Here is a 22,977-nt window from a genome sequence, read left to right on the forward strand (position 1 = left end):
CCGCCGTTCCGCCCGCCGGTCGCGGCCGCGGGCGGCCAACTCTCCGGCTCGCCGACCGTTTTGCCCCGGTGGACGGTGCTATCGGGCCATGTGCTCGCGCGGGTGACACGGGAATACCGTGCTGACGCACCTCCCGGGGGGTTGGACTCCTCGCATACGATGGCCCGTGCGGTGGGGTGGACCCCCCGTGCAGTCGTCCAGTGCCAATACAGGCAAGGAGCCCGCTCAAGTGTCCGTCTTCGACAAGATCCTGCGCGCCGGCGAGGGCAAGATCCTTCGCAAGCTGCAGCGGATTGCTGCCCAGGTCAACTCCATCGAAGAGGACTTCGTCAACCTCACCGACGCCGAGCTGCGCGCTCTGACCGACGAGTACAAGCAGCGGCTGGTGGACGGCGAGAGCCTGGACGACATCCTCCCCGAGGCGTTCGCCACCGTCCGCGAGGCCGCCAAGCGGGTGCTCGGCCAGCGGCACTACGACGTCCAGCTGATGGGTGGCGCGGCCCTGCACCACGGGTACGTCGCGGAGATGCGCACCGGTGAGGGCAAGACCCTCGTCGGCACCCTGCCCGCGTACCTGAACGCCCTGACCGGCAAGGGCGTCCACCTGATCACCGTCAACGACTACCTCGCCGAGCGCGACTCGGAGTGGATGGGCCGGGTGCACCGCTTCCTCGGCCTCGAAGTCGGCGTGATCCTGGGCAGCATGACGCCCGCCGAGCGCAAGCGGCAGTACGGGATGGACATCACGTACGGCACGAACAACGAGTTCGGCTTCGACTACCTGCGCGACAACATGGCCTGGTCGAGGGACGAACTCGTCCAGCGCGGCCACAACTTCGCGATCGTCGACGAGGTCGACTCGATCCTGATCGACGAGGCCAGGACCCCGCTGATCATCTCCGGCCCGGCCGACCAGGCGACCAAGTGGTACGCCGACTTCGCCAAGCTGGTGCAGCGCCTGAAGGTCGACCGCGACTACGAGGTCGACGAGAAGAAGCGCACCGTCGGCGTCCTGGAGGAGGGCGTCGGCAGGGTCGAGGACTACCTGGGCATCGACAACCTCTACGAGTCGGTGAACACCCCGCTGGTCGGCTTCCTGAACAACGCGATCAAGGCGAAGGAGCTGTACAAGAACGACAAGGACTACGTCGTCATGAACGGCGAAGTCATGATCGTGGACGAGCACACCGGCCGCATCCTGGCCGGCCGCCGCTACAACGAGGGCATGCACCAGGCGATCGAGGCCAAGGAAGGGGTGGAGGTCCAGAACGAGAACCAGACCCTGGCCACCATCACCCTCCAGAACTTCTTCCGCCTGTACGACAAGCTCGCGGGCATGACCGGTACCGGCACCACCGAGGCCGCCGAGTTCCACCAGATCTACAAGCTCGGCGTGGTGCCGATCCCGACCAACAAGACGCCGCTGCGCCTCGACCAGCCCGACCTGATCTACAAGTCGGAGCCGGCCAAGTTCGCCGCCGTGGTCGAGGACATCGCCGAGAAGCACGAGAAGGGCCAGCCGGTGCTGGTCGGCACCGTGTCGGTCGCGAAGTCCGAGTACCTGTCGCAGGAGCTGCGCAAGCGCGGCATCCCGCACGAGGTGCTGAACGCCAAGCACCACGAGCGCGAGGCGCAGATCGTCGCGCAGGCCGGCCGCAAGGGCGCCGTCACCGTCGCCACCAACATGGCCGGCCGCGGTACCGACATCATGCTGGGCGGCAACGCCGACCACCTGGCCGCCGCCGAGCTGGCGCAGCGCGGGCTGACCCCGACGGACACCCCGGACGAGTACGAGTCCGCCTTCCCGGCCGCGCTGGAGAAGGCCAAGGTCTCGGTGAAGGCCGAGCAGGACGAGGTCAAGGAGGCCGGCGGCCTCTACGTCCTCGGCACCGAGCGGCACGAGTCCCGTCGGATCGACAACCAGCTGCGCGGCCGCTCCGGCCGTCAGGGCGACCCGGGCGAGTCCCGCTTCTACCTGTCGCTGGGCGACGACCTGATGCGCCTGTTCAAGGCCGGCATGGTCGAGCGCGTGCTCTCGATGGCCAACGTGCCCGAGGACGTGCCGATCGAGTCCAAGATGGTCACCCGCGCCATCGCCTCGGCGCAGACCCAGGTCGAGCAGCAGAACTTCGAGATCCGCAAGAACGTCCTCAAGTACGACGAGGTGCTCAACCGCCAGCGCGAGGTCATCTACGGCGAGCGCCGCCGGGTGCTGGAGGGCGAGGACCTCCAGGAGCAGGTCGGCCACTTCATGGACGACACCGTCGAGGCGTACGTCCGGGCCGCCACCGGCGAGGGCTTCGAGGACGACTGGGACCTGGACAAGCTCTGGACCGCGCTCAAGCAGCTCTACCCGCTCACCCTCGACCTGGAGGAGCTGGAGGAGGAGGCCGGCGGCCAGGCCGGGCTGACCCCCGAGTTCCTGATCAAGTCCATCCAGGAGGACATCCAGGCCGAGTACGGCGCCCGCGAGGACCAGCTGGGCGCGGAGATCGTGCGCGAGCTGGAGCGCCGGGTCGTGCTGTCGGTGCTGGACCGCCGCTGGCGCGAGCACCTCTACGAGATGGACTACCTCCAGGAGGGCATCGGCCTGCGGGCCATGGCGCAGCGCGACCCGCTGATCGAGTACCAGCGCGAGGGCTTCGACATGTTCACCGCGATGATGGAGGGCATCAAGGAGGAGTCCGTCGGCTACCTGTTCAACCTGGAGGTCCAGGTCGAGCAGCAGGTCGAGGAGGTCCCGGTCGAGGACGCCCAGGTGGTGCTCGACAAGCTGGAGAAGGACGCCGCCCGCCCGGAGATCAAGGCCAAGGGCCTGGAGGCCCCGAAGCCGCAGCGGCTGCACTACACGGCCCCCTCGGACGAGGTCGGCGGCGGTGTCATCGAGGGCGACTTCGAGGACCTCGCGCCGGAGGACGAGGGCGACGGGATGACCCGCGCCGAGCGCCGCAAGGCCGCCAAGTCCACCAAGGGCCGCCGCCGCAAGGGCTGAGCCGGCCGTGCGGTCCGGCCCGGGCACCGAGCCCGGGCCGGACGGCGGACACCAGTCAGGACGCCACGCAGGGCGCCGTTCCCGGTCCGGGACGGCGCCCTGCGCCGTCGTGTACCGCCGGGTGCGGGTGCCGCACCGACGGACGCGTGCCAGGGCGCTCACCGGGCCTCCACGGCGGTGCACTGCCACTGCCCGGCCGGGCCGCGCTGCTCCAGCCGGAAGGCCACCATGTGGTGCCGCCGGCCGAGGTCGACCCGGACGCAGGCCTCGACCGCGTCCGGCGAGGGGGAGCGGTCGTGCACCGGGCCGAGCCGCGGCCGGCCCACGGGGCCGCCGCGGCGCAGCGCCCCGGCCCTGACCAGTGAGGCGAGCTGCCCGTAGCCGGCCAGGCTGGTGTGCCGCATCAGCTGCCCGGAGGGCCGCACGCCGGTGAGCACCTCGACCAGCCGGCGGGCGAAGCGGGCGGCCAGCGCTCCTGAGTCGGCTCCGCCGGCGGGGGCGGTCCCGGGGGCGCCGGTGCAGGCGGCGCGCGGGTGGCGCGGCCGGCGCCCGGCCGGGTCGCAGCCGTCGGCGCCGTGCGGACGGCGGTGCGGGCGGGCGGTGCGGTGGGCGCTGCACTGGGCGGTCACGGCAGTGGCTCCTCGGCTGGGTGGTGCGGGTACGGACGGGTCCAGGCTGGGGGCGTCCCGCACCCGGCGGCAACGGGTTTCCCGGGCGGTCGTGGCGGGCCGCAGACTTCACCTATCCGGGGGAACCGGCCAGTGCGGCGCCGGGTCGGCCGGGCCGTTCGACGGCGCCGGGTTGACGTACGGGGGCGGGCCGTACGCTCCGAAAGGGGACGCCCGGGGTGGGCGGACCGGGTGGCGGCGCGCGGCCGCCGCATTGCGCCGTACCGCCCCGGCGCGCACCATCGGAGCCTGACCGGGAGCGGACGGCCGGGCTCCCAGGACGAGACGAGGGGCGGCCGGTATGACGACACGGGTGGCAGCAGGGCCGACCCCGGCGGCCGCGGGCACCGCCCCGCCCGCCGCGGGCCCGACCCGGCGCGGCCTGGTGCTGGGTGGCGGCGGGATGCTCGGCGCGGCCTGGACGGTCGGTGCGCTGTGCGCCGTCGAGGAGGCCACCGGGCGCCAGCCGGGGGAGGCCGACGTCCTGCTCGGCACCTCGGCGGGCGCGATCCTCGCCGCGATGCTGGCCGGCGGCGTCCGCCCCGAGCAGCTGCGCGACCACCAGCGCGGCCTGTCGATCACCGAGGGCCCGCTGGCCGGGGTGCCCTTCGACTACGACGCCGCCGTCGGCGGCGCGCTGCCGCCCCGCCCCCGGGCCGGCATCGGCTCGCCCGGCCTGCTGCGCGACGCCGTCCGGCACCCGCGCGAGTACCCGCTGCTGACCATGGTCTCGGCGATCGCCCCGCACGGCCGCGGCTCGCTGGCGCCGGTCGGCGAGCTGGTGCGCGGCCTGCTCGGCCCCGACGGCTGCTCGCCCGACGCCGACGGCCCGCCCGACGCCGACGCCCCGCCCGGCCCGGGATCACCGCTGCGGGTGGTGGCCGTGGACTACCGCAGCGGCCACCGGGTGGTCTTCGGCGATCCGGAGGCCCCGGCCGTGCCGGTCCCCGACGCCGTGATGGCCTCCTGCGCGATCCCAGGATGGTTCGCGCCGGTGCGCCTGGACGGCTCGGCCTACGTGGACGGCGGCTGCTGGTCCGCCACCAACGCCGACCTGATGCTCGGCCGGGGGCTGGACGAGGTGTACGTGCTGGCCCCGATGGCCCTGCGGCTGGACCCGCGGAACGCCGGCGTCCCCCAGGAGGGCCGGGAAGGCCCGCTCGGCCGCGGCCGCGACACCCTGGCCGCGCTGCGCGAGTGGCGCGCCAGGGACCGCCCGCGCGGCGTGCTGGCCCAGCTGGTGAGCCGCTACCGCCGCGCCGTCACCCGGCAGCTGCTCCGCGAGGCCGCGCTGCTGCGGGCCGAGGGCGTCCGGGTGCGGCTGCTCGCGCCGACCCTGGCGGACCTCGCGGTGATGGGTCCCAACATGATGGACCCGGCCCGCCGCGGCGCCGTCCTGGAGAGCGCCCTGCGCACCAGCAGGGAGGCCCTGGGCGCCGGTCGGTGAGCGGGAGCCGGCCACCGGGGCCCGCGCGGAGCTTATTCTTGGGGCGCTGGAGAATCTGTGCCGCTGGACGAACCCCGCTGGACGAACCGGAGAGTGCCACCGATGCGCGTGTACGTGCCCACCACCCTGACCGGCCTGGCGGCGGCACACGAGGGCGGCGCCCTGGACCAGTCCGCCGCGTACGCCGTGACGCCCGCGCTGCGCGAGTGGTACGTCAGCGACGACATCGAGGAGCTGGAGTACGCGGCGCTGAACCGGGCCGCGCAGTCCTCGCTGCGGCTGCTGGCCGCCGACGGGGACGCCCCGCGCCGCCGGGTCGTGGTGGCGCTGGACGTGGCCGACGCGTCGGTGCGGCCCTTCCCCGGCGACGAGTACCAGGACCAGGCCTCGCTCGGCCGGGTGGTGCTGGCCGGCCCGGTGCGGCTGGCCAAGGCGGCCGCGGTGCACGCCGACGTGGCGGACACCGAGGTGGTCACGGACGTGGCGGCGGCGGTGGCGGCGGTGGCCGCGGCCGACGCGGGCGACCAGGACGCCCAGTTCACCGTGGACGGCGCGGAGGACCACGACCTGCTCTGGTTCGCGACCCAGGAGATCTCCTCGCTGCTCGCGTGAGTTCCGCCCTACCGGCGGGTCGCCCGATCGGGTTACCGTTTCACCCCGTGCGCACTCACATCGTTTGGGACTGGAACGGCACCCTCTTCCACGACATGGAGGCGGTGCTCGCAGCGAGCAACGCCGCGTTCGCGACCATCGGCGTCGGTCCGATGACCATGCAGCAGTACCGCGAGCAGTACGAGATCCCGATCCCCCGCTTCTACGAGCGGCTGCTCGGCCGGATGCCCTCCCCGGAGGAGTGGCTGGAGCTCGACGAGGCCTTCCACGTCCGCTACGGCGAGCTGAGCCCCGGGTGCGGCCTGACCGAGGGCGTGCGGGACCTGCTGGCGGGCTGGCAGTCGGCCGGGCACAGCCAGTCGCTGCTGTCGATGTACGAGCACGACAAGCTGCTCCCGCTGGTCGACACCTTCGGCCTGACCGGCAGCTTCCTGCGGGTGGACGGCCGCAGCGGCCCGTCCGGCGGGCAGAAGGCGGAGCACCTGACCCGGCACCTGGCCGCGCTCGCCCGGCAGGTCGACCCGGCCCGCACCGTGCTGATCGGCGACGCCGCGGACGACGCCCTCGCGGCGTTGGGGGCGGGCGCCCACGCGGTGCTGTACACCGGTGGTTCGCACACCAGGGAGAAGCTGGAGCCGGTCGGCGTCCCGGTGGTGGACAGCCTGGCCGAGGCGGTCGAGCTGGCCGGCCGGATCGCCGGCTGATCCCGGGGGAGCGCCCCGGGGCCACGGCACGTCCCGGCGGACGTGGCGGGCGCCACGTCCGCCGCCCGCGTGTCTGAACGGGCGGATCCCGCCCGGGCTGGTCAGGCTGGTGTCACACCCGACCAGCCGCCAGGACGGAGCCGTCATGCCCATCGACGCAGTCACCGAGGTGCCGACCCCGGTCAACGAGCCGGTGCGGGCCTACGCGCCCGGCAGCCCGGAACGGGACCGGCTGGTCCGGCGGCTGGACGAGCTGTCGGCCGAGCAGGTCCCGCTGCCGATGACCATCGGCGGCGAACAGCGCTTCGGCGGCGGCGAGCGGATCGAGGTCGTTCAGCCGCACCACCACGCCGCCAAGCTCGGGGTGCTCGGCAACGCCACCAGGGAGGACGCCAGGGCGGCGGTGGACGCGGCGCTGGCCGCCGGGCGGCGGTGGCGCTCGCTCTCCTTCGACGACCGCGCGGCGGTCTTCCTGCGCGCCGCGGACCTGCTGTCCGGCCCCTGGCGGGAGACGCTCAACGCGGCGACCATGCTCGGCCAGTCCAAGACCGCCCAGCAGGCCGAGGTCGACTCCGCCTGCGAGCTGATCGACTTCTGGCGGTTCAACGTCCACTTCGCCCGGCAGATCCTGGCCGACCAGCCGATCTCCTCGCCCGGCGTGTGGAACCGGACCGACCACCGCCCGCTGGAAGGTTTCGTCTACGCGGTCACCCCGTTCAACTTCACCGCGATCGCCGGCAACCTGCCGACCGCCCCCGCGCTGATGGGCAACACCGTGGTCTGGAAGCCCGCGCCGGCCCAGACCCTGGCCGCGTACCACCTGATGCGGCTGCTGGAGGCGGCGGGCCTGCCGCCCGGGGTGATCAACCTGGTGACCGGCGACGGCCTCCAGGTCTCCCCGGTCGCGCTGGCCGACCCGGCGCTGGCCGGGCTGCACTTCACCGGCTCCACCGCCACCTTCCAGTCCCTGTGGCAGACCATCGGGGCCAACATCGGCGGCTACCGCACGTACCCGAGGATCGTCGGGGAGACCGGCGGCAAGGACTTCCTGCTGGCCCACCGCTCGGCCGACCCGGACATCCTGCGGACCGCGCTGATCCGCGGCGCCTTCGAGTACCAGGGCCAGAAGTGCTCGGCGCTCTCCCGCGCCTACCTGCCGCGCAGCCTCTGGCAGAAGATCAAGGACGACTTCCTGGCCGAGGTGGACGCCCTCGCGGTGGGCGACGTGACCGACCTGTCGAACTTCATGGGCGCCCTGATCGACCGGCGGGCCTTCGAACGGAACCGGGACGCCATCGACCGGGCGAAGGCCGATCCGACGATCGAACTGGCGGCCGGCGGACAGTACGACGACGCGATCGGCTGGTTCGTCCGCCCGACCGTGCTGGTCTCCTCCGACCACCGGGGCGACATCTTCAGGACCGAGTACTTCGGCCCGATCCTCGCCGTCCACGTCTACGAGGACTCCCGCTGGGACGACGTGCTCCGCCGGGTCGACGGCGGCGCCCCGTACGGCCTGACCGGTTCGGTGATCGCGCAGGATCGTTACGCCATCGCCCAGGCCGTCGAGGAGCTGCGCTTCACCGCGGGGAACTTCTACATCAACGACAAGCCGACCGGCGCCGTGGTGGGCCAGCAGCCCTTCGGCGGCGGCCGGGCCTCCGGCACCAACGACAAGGCGGGCGCCCCGCAGAACCTGCTGCGCTGGACCTCGGCCCGCTCGATCAAGGAGACCTTCGTCCCCCCGATCCACCACGGCCACCCGCACATGGGCTGAGAGTGAACACCAGGATCCGGTTTGGACATGCTGTCCAGGACGGACCCGACTTCCTGCGGGTTTGCGCCTACCTGTCCCTGTGCACCTTCGATTGATCCGGTTAGGCTGGCTGGCGTCGTCGGGTGGCTTGCAGGACGAATGAGACGTCCTACCCGCTGGGCGGGCGTTTCATGCGTGCCATGAGCCCCTTTCAGTCGGATGGTGCGGCAGGATTGCGGTGACCCGGCGGTGTACATCCACACACCAACCGAGTCACGCAACGGCGCGCGACAGGAGTCAAGAAGTCATGCAGACCAAGCTGGACGCAGCCAAGGCCGAACTGCTCAAGAAGGCAGCCGTAGCCGCTGAGAACAGCCAGGTGGGGGGAGCGGCGCCGGGTGAGGGGCTGAGCAACGGCGCTCTGACCGCGTACCTGCACCACTACTACCTCCACACCGCGCCCGAGGACCTGGTCGAGTCCGACCCGGTCGACGTCTACGGCGCCGCCGCCTCCCACTACCGGGTGGGCCTCAAGCGCCCGCAGGGCACCGCCGAGGTGCGGGTGTACACCCCCTCGGTCGAGGAGAACGGCTGGTCCTGCGGCCACACCGTGGTCGAGGTCGTCACCGACGACATGCCCTTCCTGGTCGACTCCGTCACCAACGAGCTGTCCCGCCAGGACCGGGCGATCCACCTCGTGATCCACCCCCAGCTGGTCGTCCGCCGCGACATCACCGGCAAGCTGCTGGAGATCCTGGACGTCGACGCCTGCTCCCGCAGCCAGGCCGCCGGGACCGACTGGCCCGCCGACGCGACCGTCGAGTCGTGGATGCACGTCGAGATCGACCGCGAGACCGACCGTGAGGACCTGCGCTCCATCGAGGCCGACCTGCGCCGCGTGCTCGGCGACGTCCGCGAGGTCGTCGAGGACTGGGGCAAGATGCGCGAGAGCGCGCTGCGCCTGGCCGACGAGCTGGCCGAGCAGCCCCCGGCCGGCCTGCCCGAGCAGGAGGTCGGCGAGGCCTGGGAACTGATGCGCTGGCTCGCCGACGACCACTTCACGTTCCTCGGCTACCGCGAGTACGACCTGGTCGGGCACGAGGGCGAGGAGGTCCTGAGGGCCGTCGCCGGGACCGGCCTCGGCATCCTGCGCTCCGACCCGCACGGTCACGACGACGCCCACCACCCGGTCAGCGAGGCCTTCGGCCGGCTCTCCGCGCCGGTGCGCGCCAAGGCCCACGAGAAGAAGCTGCTCGTCCTGACCAAGGCGAACAGCCGCGCCACCGTGCACCGCCCGTCCTACCTGGACTACGTCGGCGTGAAGAAGTTCAACGCCGCGGGCGAGCCGATCGGCGAGCGCCGCTTCCTCGGCCTGTTCTCCTCCGCCGCCTACACCGAGTCGGTCACCCGCATCCCGGTGGTCCGCCGCAAGGTCCAGGAGGTGCTGGAGGACTCCGGCTTCTCCAGCGAGAGCCACGACGGCCGCGACCTGCTCCAGATCATGGAGACCTTCCCGCGGGACGAGATCTTCCAGACCCCGGCCTCCGAGCTGCTCTCCATCGCGACGAGCGTGCTCTACCTCCAGGAGCGCCGCAAGCTGCGGCTGTTCCTGCGCCAGGACGAGTACGGGCGCTACTTCTCGGCGTTCATCTACCTGCCGCGCGACCGCTACACCACGCGCATCCGGCTGCTGATCACCGACATCCTCAAGGAGGAGCTGAACGGCGCCACCATCGACTACACGGTGTACGCCACCGAGTCGGTGCTGACCCGTCTGCACTTCATGGTCCGGGTCGCCCCCGGCACCGAGCTGCCGCAGCTCACCGACGCGGACATCGAGCGGATCGAGAGCCGTCTCGCCGAGGCCGCCCGGTTCTGGATGGACGGCTTCCACGACCAGCTGCACGTCGAGCTGGGCGAGGAGAGGGCCGCCGAACTCGGCCACAAGTACGCCAACGCCTTCCCCGACGGCTACCGCGCCGACTTCCCGCCGCGCACCGCCGTCGCCGACATCAAGCAGATCGAGTCGCTGCACGGCGAGGGCGACTTCCGCCTGAACCTGTACCAGCCGGTCGGCGCCGGCGACGACGAGCGCCGCTTCAAGATCTACCGGGTCGGCGGCCCGATCTCGCTCACCGAGGTCCTGCCGGTGCTCCAGCGCCTGGGCGTCGAGGTGCTGGACGAGCACCCGTACGCGCTGCGCCGCTCCGACGGCACCACCGCGTGGGTCTACGACTTCGGCCTGAAGCTGCGCGAGGCCACCGAGCTCACCGACGAGGCCCGCGAGCGCTTCCAGGAGACCTTCGCGGCCACCTGGACCGGCAAGGCCGAGAACGACGGCTTCAACGAGCTGGTGCTGACCGCCGGGCTGACCTGGCGCCAGGCGACGATGCTGCGCGCGTACGCCAAGTACCTGCGCCAGGCGGGCTCCACGTTCTCCCAGGACTACATGGAGGACGCGCTCCGCAACAACACCCACACCACCCGCCTGCTGGTCAACCTGTTCGAGGCCAGGCTGAGCCCGAGCCACCGCTCAGGCGCCCTGGAGCTGACCGAGGGCATCCTGGAGGAGCTGACCGGCGCCCTCGACGAGGTCGTCTCGCTGGACGAGGACCGCATCCTGCGCTCCTTCCTGAACCTCATCAAGGCCACCCTGCGGACCAACTTCTTCCAGCGCGCCGGCTCCGGCGAGTGGCACTCCTACGTGTCGATGAAGTTCGACCCGAAGGCCATCCCGGACCTGCCGGCCCCGCGCCCGGCGTTCGAGATCTGGGTCTACTCGCCGCAGGTCGAGGGCGTGCACCTGCGCTTCGGCAAGGTCGCCCGCGGCGGTCTGCGCTGGTCCGACCGGCGCGAGGACTTCCGCACCGAGATCCTGGGCCTGGTCAAGGCGCAGATGGTCAAGAACACCGTCATCGTCCCGGTCGGCGCCAAGGGCGGCTTCGTCGCCAAGCAGCTGCCGGACCCGGCGGTGGACCGCGACGCCTGGCTGGCCGAGGGCGTCTCCTCGTACAAGACCTTCATCTCGGCGCTGCTGGACATCACCGACAACCTGGTCGGCGGCGAGGTCGTGCACCCGGCCGACGTGGTCCGCCACGACGAGGACGACACCTACCTGGTCGTCGCCGCCGACAAGGGCACCGCGACCTTCTCCGACATCGCCAACGGCGTCGCCGAGTCCTACGGCTTCTGGCTGGGCGACGCGTTCGCCTCCGGCGGCTCGGCCGGCTACGACCACAAGGGCATGGGCATCACGGCCCGCGGCGCCTGGGAGTCGGTCAAGCGCAACTTCCGCGAACTCGGCGTCGACACCCAGTCCGAGGACTTCACCGTCATCGGCATCGGCGACATGTCCGGCGACGTCTTCGGCAACGGCATGCTGCTCAGCGAGCACATCCGGCTGGTCGCCGCCTTCGACCACCGCCACATCTTCCTCGACCCGAACCCGGACGCGGCCGTCTCGTACGCCGAGCGCCGCCGCCTGTTCGAGCTGCCGCGCAGCTCCTGGGCCGACTACGACAAGTCGCTGATCTCGGCCGGCGGCGGGGTGTTCCCCCGGTCGGCGAAGTCGATCCAGCTGACCCCGCAGGTCCGGGCCGCGCTCGGCGTCGAGGCGGGCAAGCTGACCCCGGCCGAGCTGATGCGGGCGGTCCTCCAGGCCCCGGTCGACCTGTTCTGGAACGGCGGCATCGGCACCTATGTCAAGGCCTCCACCGAGACCAACGCCGAGGTCGGCGACAAGTCCAACGACGCGATCCGCGTCAACGGCGAGCAGATCAGGGCCCGGGTCATCGGCGAGGGCGGCAACCTCGGCTGCACCCAGCTCGGCCGCATCGAGTACGCCTCCTCCGGCGGCCCCGAGGGCACCGGCGGCTGGATCGACACCGACGCGATCGACAACTCCGCCGGTGTGGACACCTCGGACCACGAGGTCAACATCAAGATCCTGCTCAACCAGGTGGTCGCCGAGGGCGACATGACGGTCAAGCAGCGCAACATCCTGCTGGCCGAGATGACCGACGAGGTCGGCCACCTGGTGCTGCGCAACAACTACGCGCAGAACGTGGTGCTGGCCAACGCCGTCGCCCAGGCGCACAGCATGGTCAACGTCCACGCCCGGATGATCAGCCGCTTCGAGTCGGCCGGCCGGCTCGACCGCGGGCTGGAGTTCCTGCCCGCCGAGCGCCAGATCCGTGAGCGCCAGCAGAGCGGCCGCGGCCTCTCGCAGCCCGAGATGTCCGTCCTGCTCGCGTACACCAAGATCATCCTGGCCGAGGAGCTGCTGGCCACCGATCTGCCGGACGACCCGTTCTTCCGCACCGCGCTGCACGAGTACTTCCCGAGCGCGCTGCGGTCGAGGTTCGCCGACGCGATCGACAACCACGCGCTGCGCCGCGAGATCATCACCACGCTGATCGTCAACGACACGATCAACCGCGGTGGCTGCACCTTCGCCTTCCGTCTGAAGGAGGAGACCGGCGCGACCTACGAGGAGATCGCCCGGACGCACACCGCCGCGCGGGCCGTCTTCGACCTGGAGCCGATCTGGGCCGAGATCGAGGACCTGGACAACAAGGTCCCGGCCCGGGTGCAGACCAAGATGCGGCTGCACTCGCGGCGCCTGGTCGAGCGCGCCACCCGGTGGATGCTCAACAACCGCCGCCAGCCGCTCGACATCGCCGGCACCATCGAGTTCTTCCACGACCGGGTCAACCAGGTCTGGGCCTCGCTGCCCAAGCCGCTGCGCGGCGAGGACCTCACCTGGTTCGAGTCGGTGTACGACGAGCTGGCCTCGGCCGGGGTGCCCGAGGAACTGGCCACCCGGATCGCCGGCCTCTCCTCGGTCTTCCCGACCCTGGACATCGCCGAGGTCGCGGACCGCTCCGGCAAGGACGTCGCCGAGGTCACCGACCTCTACTACGACCTGGGCGACCGGCTCCAGATCTCGCACCTGCTCGACCGCATCATCGAGCTGCCCCGCACCGACCGCTGGTCGTCGATGGCCCGGGCCGCGATCCGCGAGGAGCTCTTCGCGGCGCACGCGGCGCTGACCGCCGACATCCTGGCCTGCGGCGCCGAGGGTGCCACCCCGGAGGAGCGGTACGCCGCCTGGGCCGAGCTCAACTCGACCCTGCTGAACCGCGCCAAGAGCACCCTCGACGACATAAGGGGTTCGGACAAGTACGAGCTGTCCAGCCTCTCGGTCGCGATGCGCGTCATCCGCACCCTGCTGCGCACCGGTTCGATGCGCTGACGGACGGCTGCTTCCCGGCGGGCCCGCGTCCTCGGACGCGGGCCCGCCGCTTTCGCGTGCCCGGGCCCGGCCGGCGGGCGGTTCCGGGGACGGGCTTCCGGTGGGCGGCGGATTCCCGCGGCGGAGGACGCTTTCGGAGAACGGCGAATTCCGGAGGGTGACGACGTGATCACTCTGCGCGTGAACCCGGGCGTGGGGGGAATGTGTCCCTGCGGTTAACGCGGCATCACGAACTCCACCAATTCTCGCCAGAGTTCCCGGCAGGTCGTGGAATTTCGCCCCAACTGCCCTTTTTGGTAGCTGTTCTGACGAGACAAGAGTTGCAGTAGGCTGACTCCGCGATAGGCGTCGCCGCAGGTCTCGTGCCGGATAAGCACCGCGATGTGATGTGACATCAGGTGCCTTTCGGGGAGGTTCAGGCCGCCAGTCCCATTCGCGTATTGGGGCCCGGACCGGCTCCGCGCGATGCCACCTGAAGAGAGTTTCATGACGTCATTTGTGCAGGAACCCTTTTTCTGGGTCTTCATCGTGGTGATGCTCGCAGCCGTCGGAGCGGCCGTCCAGGCCCGCAGGACGAACCTCGCCCTGCGGCGGCGCAACGCCTCCCTGGAGGAGGCGGGCGCCCTGGCCCAGCGGCAGCGCGACGAGCTCGCCGTGCTGCACGACCGCCTGCGGGGCCAGCACGCGTCCGAGCTGACGGACGTCCGCCGGGACGCCGAGGAGGACACCAAGGCCGTCCTCAAGGCGGCGATGCGGACGCTGCAGGGCCTGGCCGACGAGCAGCAGGTCGTCATCGAGAGGGTGCAGCGGAAGTACGGCGACAGCCCGCAGATCCTCGCCGACCTGATGACGGTCGACCACACGAACAGCCAGTTCGGCCGGCGCGCCCAGGGCATCGCGGTGCTCTGCGGCGGCTGGCTGGGCCGCAGGGAGAGCGTCGCCTCGGTCTACGACGTGGTCCGCAGCGCCCAGGGCCGGATCCGGCACTTCGACCGGGTGCGGATCCACTCCCGGGTCAGTGTCGCGCTCGCCAGCAAGGTCGTCGAGCCGGTCGCCGTCGTGCTGTCCGAACTGCTCGCCAACGCGACCAACTACTCCGCCCCGGACACCCCGGTGGAGGTCAGCGTCCAGGCCGTCCCCACCGGCGTCTGCCTGATCGTCGACGACGCCGGACTCGGCATGGGCCAGGAGGAGAAGGACCGCGCGGCGGCCCTCCTGAACCCGGGCGCGCCGATCAGCCTCACCAGCCTGGGCAACCCCCCGAAGTTCGGCTTCGCCGTCTCCGGCATGCTGGCCGCCCGCTACGGCTTCCGGGTCTCCGTCGACTCGGTCTCCCCGTACGGCGGTGTGCGGGCCGTGGTGCTGCTGCCGGCCGAGCTGCTCAGCAACGAGGTCACGGCCCCGGTCGTCACCGGGCACACCGACTACCAGCCCGAGTACCAGGCCGACTACCAGCCCGCGCCGCCCGAGCAGCCCGCGGCGGCCTGGGCGCAGGCCCCCGGCCAGCGGCTGGTGTCGCTGCCGGAGCCGGCGGCGCCCCTGGCCCCCGTGCCGACGGCGGCGGGGGCGGCGATGCCGGCACCCGAGATGACCGCCGACGGACAGCTGCCGCGGCGCCGCCGCCAGCGCTCCGTGTCGGTCGTCCCGACCCCGCAGGAGCCCGGACGGGCCGAGGAGCCGGTGCGCGGTACCGGCCACCACACGCCGTCCCGCCTCGGCGCGTTCCAGCGCGGCACGCTGTCCGGGCGCACCACCATGACCACGGAAGGAACCGAGATCCAGTGAGCCGCGATCTTTCCTGGGTGCTCAACGACGTACTCCAGGTACCCGGCGCCCGGCACGCCATCCTCGTCTCCGCCGACGGCCTCCTGCTCGAACGGTCCAGCGACATCGGCCGTGACGAGGCGGAGACCAACGCCGCCGCGATGAGCTCGATGCAGTCGCTGAGCCGCGCGGTCGCCCCGTTCGTCGGCGGAGGCGGCGGGGTCTGGCGACAGACCCTCCTGGAGTACGACCACGGCTGGATCTTCCTGATCGCGGCCGGCAGCGGCGCGTACCTGGCGGCTTCCACCGCCCCCGACGTCGACATGGAGGCGATGTCCTTCCGGATGCAGCAGCAGGTGGGCGCACTCGGACGGGCGATGTCGGCCGCGCCGCGCCAGAGCACGCTCAGCGGCTCATGACCGGGGGCGGCGAGGAACAGCGGGTCACCGGCGGCTTCATCCGCTCCTACGTCATCACCGGTGGGCGCGAATTACCGGATGCGGACGACCTGTCTCTGATCACCCTGGTCACCATCGCGCCCGAGCAGGACCTCCCCGGCCTGCCGAGCCCGGAGACCCTGGCGATCTGGGAGCTGTGCTCCGGCGGCTACCTCTCGGTGGCCGAGGTCGCGGCACGGCTGGAACTGCCGGTGGGAGTCGTGAGGCTGCTGCTGACGGACCTGATCCGCGAGGGACGGCTGCTGCGCCGGTCGGCCCCGCCGCCGGCCCAGGCCCCGGATCCGAGACTTCTAGAGAAGGTACTGCATGGACTTCAACGCCGGTTCGCCTGAGGACATCTACGTCCCGGGCGCGGTGACGACCGCTGTCAAGATCCTGGTCGTGGGGCACTTCGCGGTCGGCAAGACGACGCTCATCGGGGCCCTGTCGGAGATCGCTCCGCTGAGCACCGAGGAGAGCATGACGCAGGCGTCCATCCGCGTCGACGACCTCCACGGCGTACCGGACAAGAAGACCACGACCGTCGCCCTGGACTTCGGCCGGCTGACCCTCGGCGACGACCTGGTGCTGTACCTGTTCGGCACGCCGGGCCAGCAGCGGTTCATGCAGCTCTGGGAGGACATGGCACGGGGCGCGCTGGGCGCACTGCTGCTGGCCGACCCGACCCGCCTCGCGGACTCCTTCCCGGTGATCGACCTGATCGAGCAGTACGGCCTGGAGTACGCCGTGGCGGTCAACAGCTTCGACCGGCAGAGCGACTACACCGAGGACCAGCTGCGCGAGGCGCTGGACCTGCTGCCGCACACCCCGGTGGTGTTCTGCGACGCGCGGGACCAGCGCTCCTCGGCCGACGCGCTGCTGACGCTCGTCCGGCACCTGCTCGCCCGCGCCTCCTGACCTCCCCCACGCCTTCCTCTCCCGACGTCTCCCGGGTCCGCACCCGCCCGGGGCCACCTCCAAGGAACGACCCATGGATTCTCCGCAGCGACCCGCCCCGCAGTCGGCTCCGCCGGGCTGCCCGATGCACGTCGGCGTGAGCACACCGCTCTACGGGGAGATGTTCTCGGCCGACCCCGGCGCGGTCTACGACAAGCTGCGCGCCCACGGTCCCGCCGCGCCGGTGGAGTTGGCCCCGGGCGTGGACGCCACCCTGGTCACCTCGCACGAGGCCGCGCTGCGGGTGCTCCAGAACCCGGGGATGTTCGCCCGGGACTCGCGGCGCTGGGCGGCGCTGAACGAAGGCCGGGTGCCGCTGGACAGCCCCGTCCTGCCGATGATGTTCTACCGGCCCAACTGCCTCTTCACGGACGGCGCCGAGCACCTGCGGCTGCGCAAGGCCGTCACCGAGAGCCTGGACCGGCTCAACGACAACCGGCTCAACCGGCACGTCGAGCGGATCGCCGGCTACCTGATCGACCAGTTCAGCGCGCTGGGCCGGGCCGACCTGCTCAACGACTACGCCAAGCTGCTGCCGCTGCTGCTGTTCAACCAGCTGTTCGGCTGCCCGGCCGACATCGGTGACCGGCTGACCCGCAGCATGTCCGCGCTCTTCGACGGCCTCGACGTGATGCAGGCCAACGAGGACCTGACCTCCTGCCTGATGGACCTGGTGGCGCTGAAGCGCCGTCAGCCCGGCGACGACATCACCTCGTGGCTCATCCAGCACCCGGCCGGCCTGCGGGACGAGGAGCTCAAGGACCAGCTGGTCATGCTGATGGGCGCCGGAGTCGAGCCCGAGCGCAACCTGATCGGCAACGCGCTGCTCCTGCTGCTGTCCGGCGAGGGCGGTTCCGGGCTGCGCATCGAGGAAGCCCTCGACGAGGTGCTGTGGAACAACCCGCCGATCGCCAACTACGCCACGCACTACCCGATGCAGGACCTCAACGTGGGCGGGGTCCCGATGGACGCGGGCAGCCCGGTGGTGATCAGCTTCGCCGCCGCCAACAGCGACCCCGCGCTGACCGACGCCCGGCTGACCCTCAGCAAGGGCGCCCACCTGGCCTGGGGTGCGGGCCCGCACGCCTGCCCGGCCAAGTCCCCGGCCCAGCTGATCGCCCTGAGCGCGATCGAGTGCCTGCTCAACGCGCTCCCGGACGTCACGCTCGCGGTGCCCGCGGAGCGCGTGGAGTGGCGGCCGGGGCCGTTCCAGCGCGGTCTGGTCTCGCTGCCGGTGCGGTTCAGCCCGGTGGCCGCCCGCACCACGCGGCCGGTCGCGGGGGCGGACACCGGTTCGGGCGGGTCGTCCGACCGGCCGTCGGCCGGCTCCGAGACGGCGCAGCCGTACCCGCAGGCCGCCCCCGCGGCGGGCCGGGCTCCGCAGAAGAAGGGGTGGTGGAGCTCCTTCCTGGACGTGTTCCGGGTCTGAGGGCGTCGGGGGCCCGATCCGGCGGGGTCCGGGGGCTCTCGGGCCGGTCGCCTGACACGTTGACAGGCTGCCGGGGCGGCGGGCTGTCGGGCCGTCGGAAGCGCCCGTGTCACCGCGCGGTGAACGGCGTGCGACGGCCGCGCAGTACGTGACGGGGGCAACACGGATCGACGCTTGAGCGCGCTGTTGCTGGGTAGTACGCCGCCGTACTGCCCGCCCGCGCGTTAGGAGCCCCGTGTGACCGCCATGTTGGAAGCCCGCCCCGCGGACCAGGTGAGTCCCGGCGGAGGGGTCGACCGCCGGGCCGCCGTACCGCTCCTGCGCAGGCTCCGGTCGGCCGAGGGCCTCGCCGACCCGAGCCCGGTCTACGACGAGCTGCGGGCGCTGGGGGACCTCGTCCCGGCTCCCTGGGGCGGCTACCTGGTCACCGGTTACGACGCGTGCGACCAGGTCCTGCGCGGCAGGACCTGGCTCGTCCCCGACTTCGCCTGGCAGGAGCGGCAGACCGGGACGGAGCGCTGGGAGGCCGTCGCCACCCGGGAGATGAGCCGGACGCTCTCCCGGCTCAACGCCCCCGAGCACACCCGGCAGCGGCGCAGTCTCGGGAACCTCTTCAACCACGCCACCCTGCGGGACATGCAGCCGGAGATCGAGGCCGACGTCACCGGGCTGCTCGACCGCCTGGCCGAGCGAATACGGACGGACGGCGAGGCGGACCTCTCGGCCCTGGTCAGCGAGCAGCTGCCGATCGGCACCGTCGGCCGCTGGCTGGACATCGACCCGGCGGACTACCCGCACATCCTGACGATGACCCACAACCAGGTGCACGCCCAGGAGCTGCTGCCCACCAAGAGCCAGCTGGCGGTCTCCGAGCAGGCCACCATGGAGCTGCGCCGGTACTTCACCCGCCTCGTCCGGGAGCGCCGCGACAACGACGGCGACGACGTGATCGCGGGCTGGATCCGTACCTGGGACGGGCTGGAGGGCGACCGCGAGGCCACCGACCGGATGGTCTACCAGCTCACCATGTTCGTCACCATCGCCTCGCTGGAGACCACGGCGACGCTGCTCTCCTCGCTGGTGTGGTCGTTGCTGCGGTCGCCCGGCCGGTGGGAGTGGCTGCGGGAGCACCCGGAGCACATCGACGCCGCGATCGACGAGGCGCTGCGCTTCGACCCGCCGATCCGCGTCAACAGCCGTGTCGCGGGCGAGGACACCGAGCTGGCCGGGGTGTTCCTCCCCAAGGACACCATGGTCCACGTGATGTACGGCGCGGCCAACCGCGATCCGCGCCGCAACCCGGACCCGCACACCTTCGACCTGCTCCGCCGCGGCGACCACCTCACCTTCGGCGGCGGCGCCCACTACTGCCTCGGCGCGGGCCTGGCCAGGCTGGAGGCGCGGGCCCTGCTCGGCCGGCTGCTGCGGCGCTTCCCGACCCTGCGGGCGGTGAGCCCGCCCGAGTACGCGCCCCGGATGGTCTTCCACCGGGTGACGTCCCTGAGAGTGGCCGCATGAACGTGTCCCCGCAGATGCCCGAGGTGCCCCGGATACCGCAGGCGCCGCAGTACCCGCCGCACGCGGCGCAGCCGTCGTACCTGCCGCACCCGTACCCCGAGCCCGTCCCCGTTCCCGGACCCGTCCCGGAGCCCGTCGCCGCGCCCGTTCCCGCGCCCGTGGCGGCCCGTGCGGTCCGTACCGAGCGCCAGGGCCCCGTGCTCCGCATCGAGCTGGACAGCCCGGCGACCGGGAACGCCGTCACCTCGGCCATGCTGGACGAGCTCCTCGTCGTCCTGGCCGTACCCGACCCGGGCGTGCGCGTGATCGTGCTGTCCGGGGCCGGCCGGGACTTCTGCCTCGGCGGCGACCGCGACGAACTCTTCGGGAGCCTGGACGAGGACCCGACCGGTGGCGGCATTCGGAGCTACGGGGACCGGGCCCGCCGGGTCTGCGACGCCCTCACCAACAGCTCCGCCGTGACCGTCGCCCGGGTCCAGGGCCGGGCGACCGGCGCCGGCTTCGCCCTGGCGCTCGCCTGCGACCTGCGGGTCGGTGCCGACAACACCGTCTTCCGGCTGCCCGAGCTGGCCCTGGGCCTGCCCGTCGCCTGGGGCGGCCTGCTGCCCCGCCTGCTCCACGAGGTCGGCGCGGCCCGGGTCCGCGAGATCATCCTCACCAGCCGCCCGGTCGGCGCGGTGGAGGCGGGGGAGCTCGCCATCCTGCAACGCGTCGTTCCCGAGCGGGAACTGGACGCGGCGGTGGAGGAGTGGATCAGGCCCGTCACCCGCCGCCCGGAGGCCGCGCTGCGGGTCACCAAGACGCTCATCGCCTCCCACGCGGCGGCCACCCGACTGGCCGACGCCTCCGTGCTCGACTCCGAGCTGATGGCCTCGGTCCTCGCCGCCGCCCACTACACCCGCGGCCTCGCCGCCCAGCCGCCGGGCCACTGACCGGCGCGCGCGAAGGGGCCCGTGTCCGCGGACACGGGCCCCTTCGGCCCGAGTGGCAGCCGGTGGTGGACCGTACCCGCACGTTCGCTGGTGTGTGCGATCGATGAAGAGGATGGGATGACCGTGGGGACGGCGCGCGGCGCGCGCGTGGTGGGGGCCGTGCTGACGACGGCTCTGGTCGCGGCAGGAGCGGCGGCCTGCGAGGGCGGCGAGGGCACCGGGCAGGGGGCCGGTGCGACCGCGGCGGCCAGTACGCCGCCGCAGCCGGCCGAGGACGGCGGGTACGAGCTCCCGGCCGAGGGCGGCAACGGCGGCCCGGACTGGTTCTACGAGTTCACCATGGCCGAGGGCAGGGTCGCCGGCCTCGCGCTGGTCAGGCACAACACGTACTGCGCCTGAGAAACCGGTTGTGGATCACGGTCGCGCGCTCGGTACGGTGAGCCGCGAACGATCAAGTGGGGGTTGTGACATGGGGAAGAACCGGGCCTCGGTCCGCGCGGTGGGCGTGGGCATCTCGGTGGTACTGCTGGTCGCCGGTGCGGCGGCCTGTACGTCCGACGACAAGAGCGACAAGAGCGACACGAAGGACGCGGCGAAGGCTCCGGCCACCGCCGGGGCGCCCGTGGCGACGCCCTCGGCGGCGCCCACCTCGAAGGGCCCGGAGGCCTTCGCGGCGGCCGGGTACCGGGGGTTGACGCCCGGGATGGCCAAGGACGCCGGGCTGGCCACCGGCGCCCTGGAGAGCGCGCCGGTCTCGCTGCTCGGTGGCTGCACGGACTTCGTCTACAAGGGCGGCCCGGCGCCGGACCAGGCCCGGATGACCGCCGAGGCGGCCACCGAGGCCCGCTACAAGGACCTGAGCGCCAAGGCCGACGCGGCCTCGGGCAAGGCGCCCGCGGCGGGTGGCACCCTGCCGCCGAACGCCTCCGCCAAGGACGCGGCGGCCGCCGCCGCGGGCTCCGCCGCCGCGGCCAAGGGATCGGCCGACGCCGCCAAGGCGATCGCCGACTCGACGATGGCCCTGGTCGACCTGCGGTTCGCCCAGGAGGCCAAGGACAAGGCGTACCTGGCCAGCGGCCGGGTCTCCTTCGCGGCGACGGGCCTGCGCGAGCTGGCCGCGCCGGCGGAGGCGAAGACGGCCGAGGGCGTCGGCGCGGGTTCCACCGTGGAGGCGCTCCAGCAGGCGTACGGCGCCAAGGGCCTCCAGCTCGCCAAGAGCGGCAAGTACGTGATGCCGGTCGAGGGGCAGCAGGGCTGGCAGTACGAGTTCACCGTGGACGGCGACAAGGTCGCCGGGATGGCCGTGGTGAACCGCGAGATCAAGTGCGCCTGACCGCCTGAGGGTCTGGCCGCTTGACGGTTCGGTGCGGCCCGCCCGTGGTGGTCAGCAGTCGAGTGCCACCGCGGGCGGGCCGAGCCGTGCGCGCAGGGCCGCGCGGGCCCGGGCGACGCCGCCGGAGGTGGCGGTCGCGCCGGTGCCGACGGCGACGGTTCTCGTGCCGAGGCCCGCGCAGGCGCGGCAGATGCCGGGGCGGGGTACCGGGTCGTGGCAGCGGCCGCATTCGGCGTACGGGGCCGGTGGGGGCTGCGCGGCCGGCCGTTCCGGTGGCAGTTTGCGTTGCAGGCGGTCCCGGAGGATCGCGGCGGGGGAGTGCATCGGCCGGGGCAGTCCGGGGAGCAGGGCGTGGGCCAACTCGGCCTCGCCGCATCCTCGTAGCAGCCACTTTGTGACGAGTGGTGCCAGTGTCCGGGCCTCGGCGTCGCCGAGGCGCAGGCGGGGTTCGGGCCGGATCACCCGGAACAGCACGGCCACGGCGGACCTGGTCTGTGCGTCCGGTTCACCCGGTTCACCCGGTTCACCTGGTTCATCCGGGAGGGTGGTTTCTTTCCCCGGGTCCTTTACGGGAGGGGTGACAGGGCGGCCGGTGCCCCCTGCGCCGAAGTCCGGGGGGTGGGCAGCCGGTGCGGGCTGCGGGGTGTCGAAGACGTGGGTCTCGGAACGGAGTGTCCCGTCGGGCATCCGGACCGTGTCGACCCGGTAGTACCCGGCGTTCCTCAGCTCGTTGAGCGCCCGTCGGACGGCGCCGCGCCCCTGCGGGCTGCTGTCCGCCATCTGCCGCCCGTCCTCGCGGCGCCCGTCGGGGCGGGAGAGGAGGTCAGCGAGCAGGCCGCGCGCGGTGAAACTGAGCCGGCGGTCCTGCAACAGGCCGTTCGGAAGGACGGTGAACGCACGCGCATGCGCGCTACGATGAATCCGCATGGGGAGTTGCTGCTCCTGGTGCCCGACCCCGGGGTGTTCCACCACCGCCGGGGTCTCCTATGTTCTGTCGATGATGCGGAAAGTAGCACATCGATTACGCGGAGTGCGAACCGTTCGAGCGTGAAGCCCCGCCTCGCGCATCAAGTGCGCCCCCACCCCCTGCGTGGGAAGTCGGCGCCGCCGGCTCCCCGTGCTCCCGCACCCGCAGCGAAAAGGGCATTCGCCGGGGCGGACGCCCCCTCGACAC

The 22,977-nt window shown here is 72.3% G+C and carries 17 protein-coding genes; 15 read left to right on the forward strand and 2 right to left on the reverse strand.

Annotated features, from left to right (window positions below; all coding sequences use genetic code 11):
* The first annotated feature begins 229 nt into the window (after positions 1-229).
* The gene (gene secA / locus ACIQOW_RS31640) at positions 230-2,992 is read left to right on the forward strand and encodes a preprotein translocase subunit SecA (protein ID WP_401090747.1); all 2,763 of its coding nucleotides are present in this window, start codon (positions 230-232) and stop codon (positions 2,990-2,992) included.
* 158 nt (positions 2,993-3,150) lie between these two features.
* Here the strand turns inward: secA and ACIQOW_RS31645 are convergent, their stop codons facing one another.
* A complete protein-coding gene (locus ACIQOW_RS31645; RefSeq protein WP_401090749.1) occupies positions 3,151-3,621 on the reverse strand; it encodes an Rv3235 family protein in 471 nt (156 codons plus the stop codon).
* 352 nt (positions 3,622-3,973) lie between these two features.
* Between ACIQOW_RS31645 and ACIQOW_RS31650 the strand changes: the two genes are divergently transcribed.
* The 14 genes from ACIQOW_RS31650 to ACIQOW_RS31715 all read left to right on the forward strand — a co-directional run bounded on the left by ACIQOW_RS31650 (position 3,974) and on the right by ACIQOW_RS31715 (position 21,803).
* Complete coding sequence (locus ACIQOW_RS31650; protein ID WP_401090751.1) at positions 3,974-5,107, forward strand: patatin-like phospholipase family protein; 1,134 nt, start codon at positions 3,974-3,976, stop codon at positions 5,105-5,107.
* A 102-nt stretch (positions 5,108-5,209) separates the two neighbouring features.
* Positions 5,210-5,719 (forward strand): DUF6912 family protein, encoded by a 510-nt coding sequence (locus ACIQOW_RS31655; protein WP_401090753.1) that lies wholly within the window; start codon positions 5,210-5,212, stop codon positions 5,717-5,719.
* Between the two features lie 47 nt (positions 5,720-5,766).
* The gene (locus ACIQOW_RS31660; protein ID WP_401090754.1) at positions 5,767-6,423 is read left to right on the forward strand and encodes an HAD family hydrolase; all 657 of its coding nucleotides are present in this window, start codon (positions 5,767-5,769) and stop codon (positions 6,421-6,423) included.
* Positions 6,424-6,574: 151 nt separating this feature from the next.
* A complete protein-coding gene (pruA, locus tag ACIQOW_RS31665; RefSeq protein WP_401090947.1) occupies positions 6,575-8,200 on the forward strand; it encodes an L-glutamate gamma-semialdehyde dehydrogenase in 1,626 nt (541 codons plus the stop codon).
* Positions 8,201-8,486: 286 nt separating this feature from the next.
* Positions 8,487-13,433, forward strand: a complete 4,947-nt coding sequence (locus ACIQOW_RS31670; RefSeq protein ID WP_401090756.1) for an NAD-glutamate dehydrogenase — start codon at positions 8,487-8,489, stop codon at positions 13,431-13,433.
* A gap of 486 nt (positions 13,434-13,919) precedes the next feature.
* Complete coding sequence (locus ACIQOW_RS31675; RefSeq protein WP_401090758.1) at positions 13,920-15,218, forward strand: ATP-binding protein; 1,299 nt, start codon at positions 13,920-13,922, stop codon at positions 15,216-15,218.
* Positions 15,215-15,616 carry a roadblock/LC7 domain-containing protein gene (locus tag ACIQOW_RS31680; RefSeq protein ID WP_188295958.1) on the forward strand — a complete coding sequence of 134 codons (402 nt, stop codon included), beginning with the start codon at positions 15,215-15,217 and terminating at the stop codon, positions 15,614-15,616. The genes ACIQOW_RS31675 and ACIQOW_RS31680 overlap by 4 nt, the downstream gene beginning before the upstream one ends.
* Positions 15,613-15,987, forward strand: coding sequence for a DUF742 domain-containing protein (locus ACIQOW_RS31685; protein WP_401090760.1), 375 nt, complete (start codon positions 15,613-15,615; stop codon positions 15,985-15,987). Before ACIQOW_RS31680 ends, ACIQOW_RS31685 begins: the two co-directional genes overlap by 4 nt.
* Complete coding sequence (locus ACIQOW_RS31690) at positions 15,962-16,552, forward strand: GTP-binding protein (RefSeq protein WP_401090762.1); 591 nt, start codon at positions 15,962-15,964, stop codon at positions 16,550-16,552. Before ACIQOW_RS31685 ends, ACIQOW_RS31690 begins: the two co-directional genes overlap by 26 nt.
* A 73-nt stretch (positions 16,553-16,625) precedes the next feature.
* Positions 16,626-18,020 (forward strand): cytochrome P450, encoded by a 1,395-nt coding sequence (locus tag ACIQOW_RS31695; RefSeq protein WP_401090764.1) that lies wholly within the window; start codon positions 16,626-16,628, stop codon positions 18,018-18,020.
* A 384-nt stretch (positions 18,021-18,404) separates the two neighbouring features.
* Positions 18,405-19,538, forward strand: a complete 1,134-nt coding sequence (locus ACIQOW_RS31700) for a cytochrome P450 (RefSeq protein WP_401090949.1) — start codon at positions 18,405-18,407, stop codon at positions 19,536-19,538.
* Complete coding sequence (locus tag ACIQOW_RS31705) at positions 19,535-20,470, forward strand: enoyl-CoA hydratase/isomerase family protein (protein WP_401090766.1); 936 nt, start codon at positions 19,535-19,537, stop codon at positions 20,468-20,470. The genes ACIQOW_RS31700 and ACIQOW_RS31705 overlap by 4 nt, the downstream gene beginning before the upstream one ends.
* A 117-nt stretch (positions 20,471-20,587) precedes the next feature.
* Positions 20,588-20,869, forward strand: a complete 282-nt coding sequence (locus tag ACIQOW_RS31710; protein ID WP_401090767.1) for a hypothetical protein — start codon at positions 20,588-20,590, stop codon at positions 20,867-20,869.
* 70 nt (positions 20,870-20,939) lie between these two features.
* The gene (locus ACIQOW_RS31715; RefSeq protein ID WP_401090769.1) at positions 20,940-21,803 is read left to right on the forward strand and encodes a hypothetical protein; all 864 of its coding nucleotides are present in this window, start codon (positions 20,940-20,942) and stop codon (positions 21,801-21,803) included.
* Between the two features lie 51 nt (positions 21,804-21,854).
* Here the strand turns inward: ACIQOW_RS31715 and ACIQOW_RS31720 are convergent, their stop codons facing one another.
* Positions 21,855-22,730: a hypothetical protein gene (locus ACIQOW_RS31720; protein WP_401090771.1), complete on the reverse strand. Its 876-nt coding sequence runs from the start codon at positions 22,728-22,730 to the stop codon at positions 21,855-21,857.
* Positions 22,731-22,977 lie beyond the last annotated feature (247 nt).

The organism is Kitasatospora sp. NPDC091335, assembly GCF_044757205.1.
Taxonomy (GTDB): domain Bacteria; phylum Actinomycetota; class Actinomycetes; order Streptomycetales; family Streptomycetaceae; genus Kitasatospora.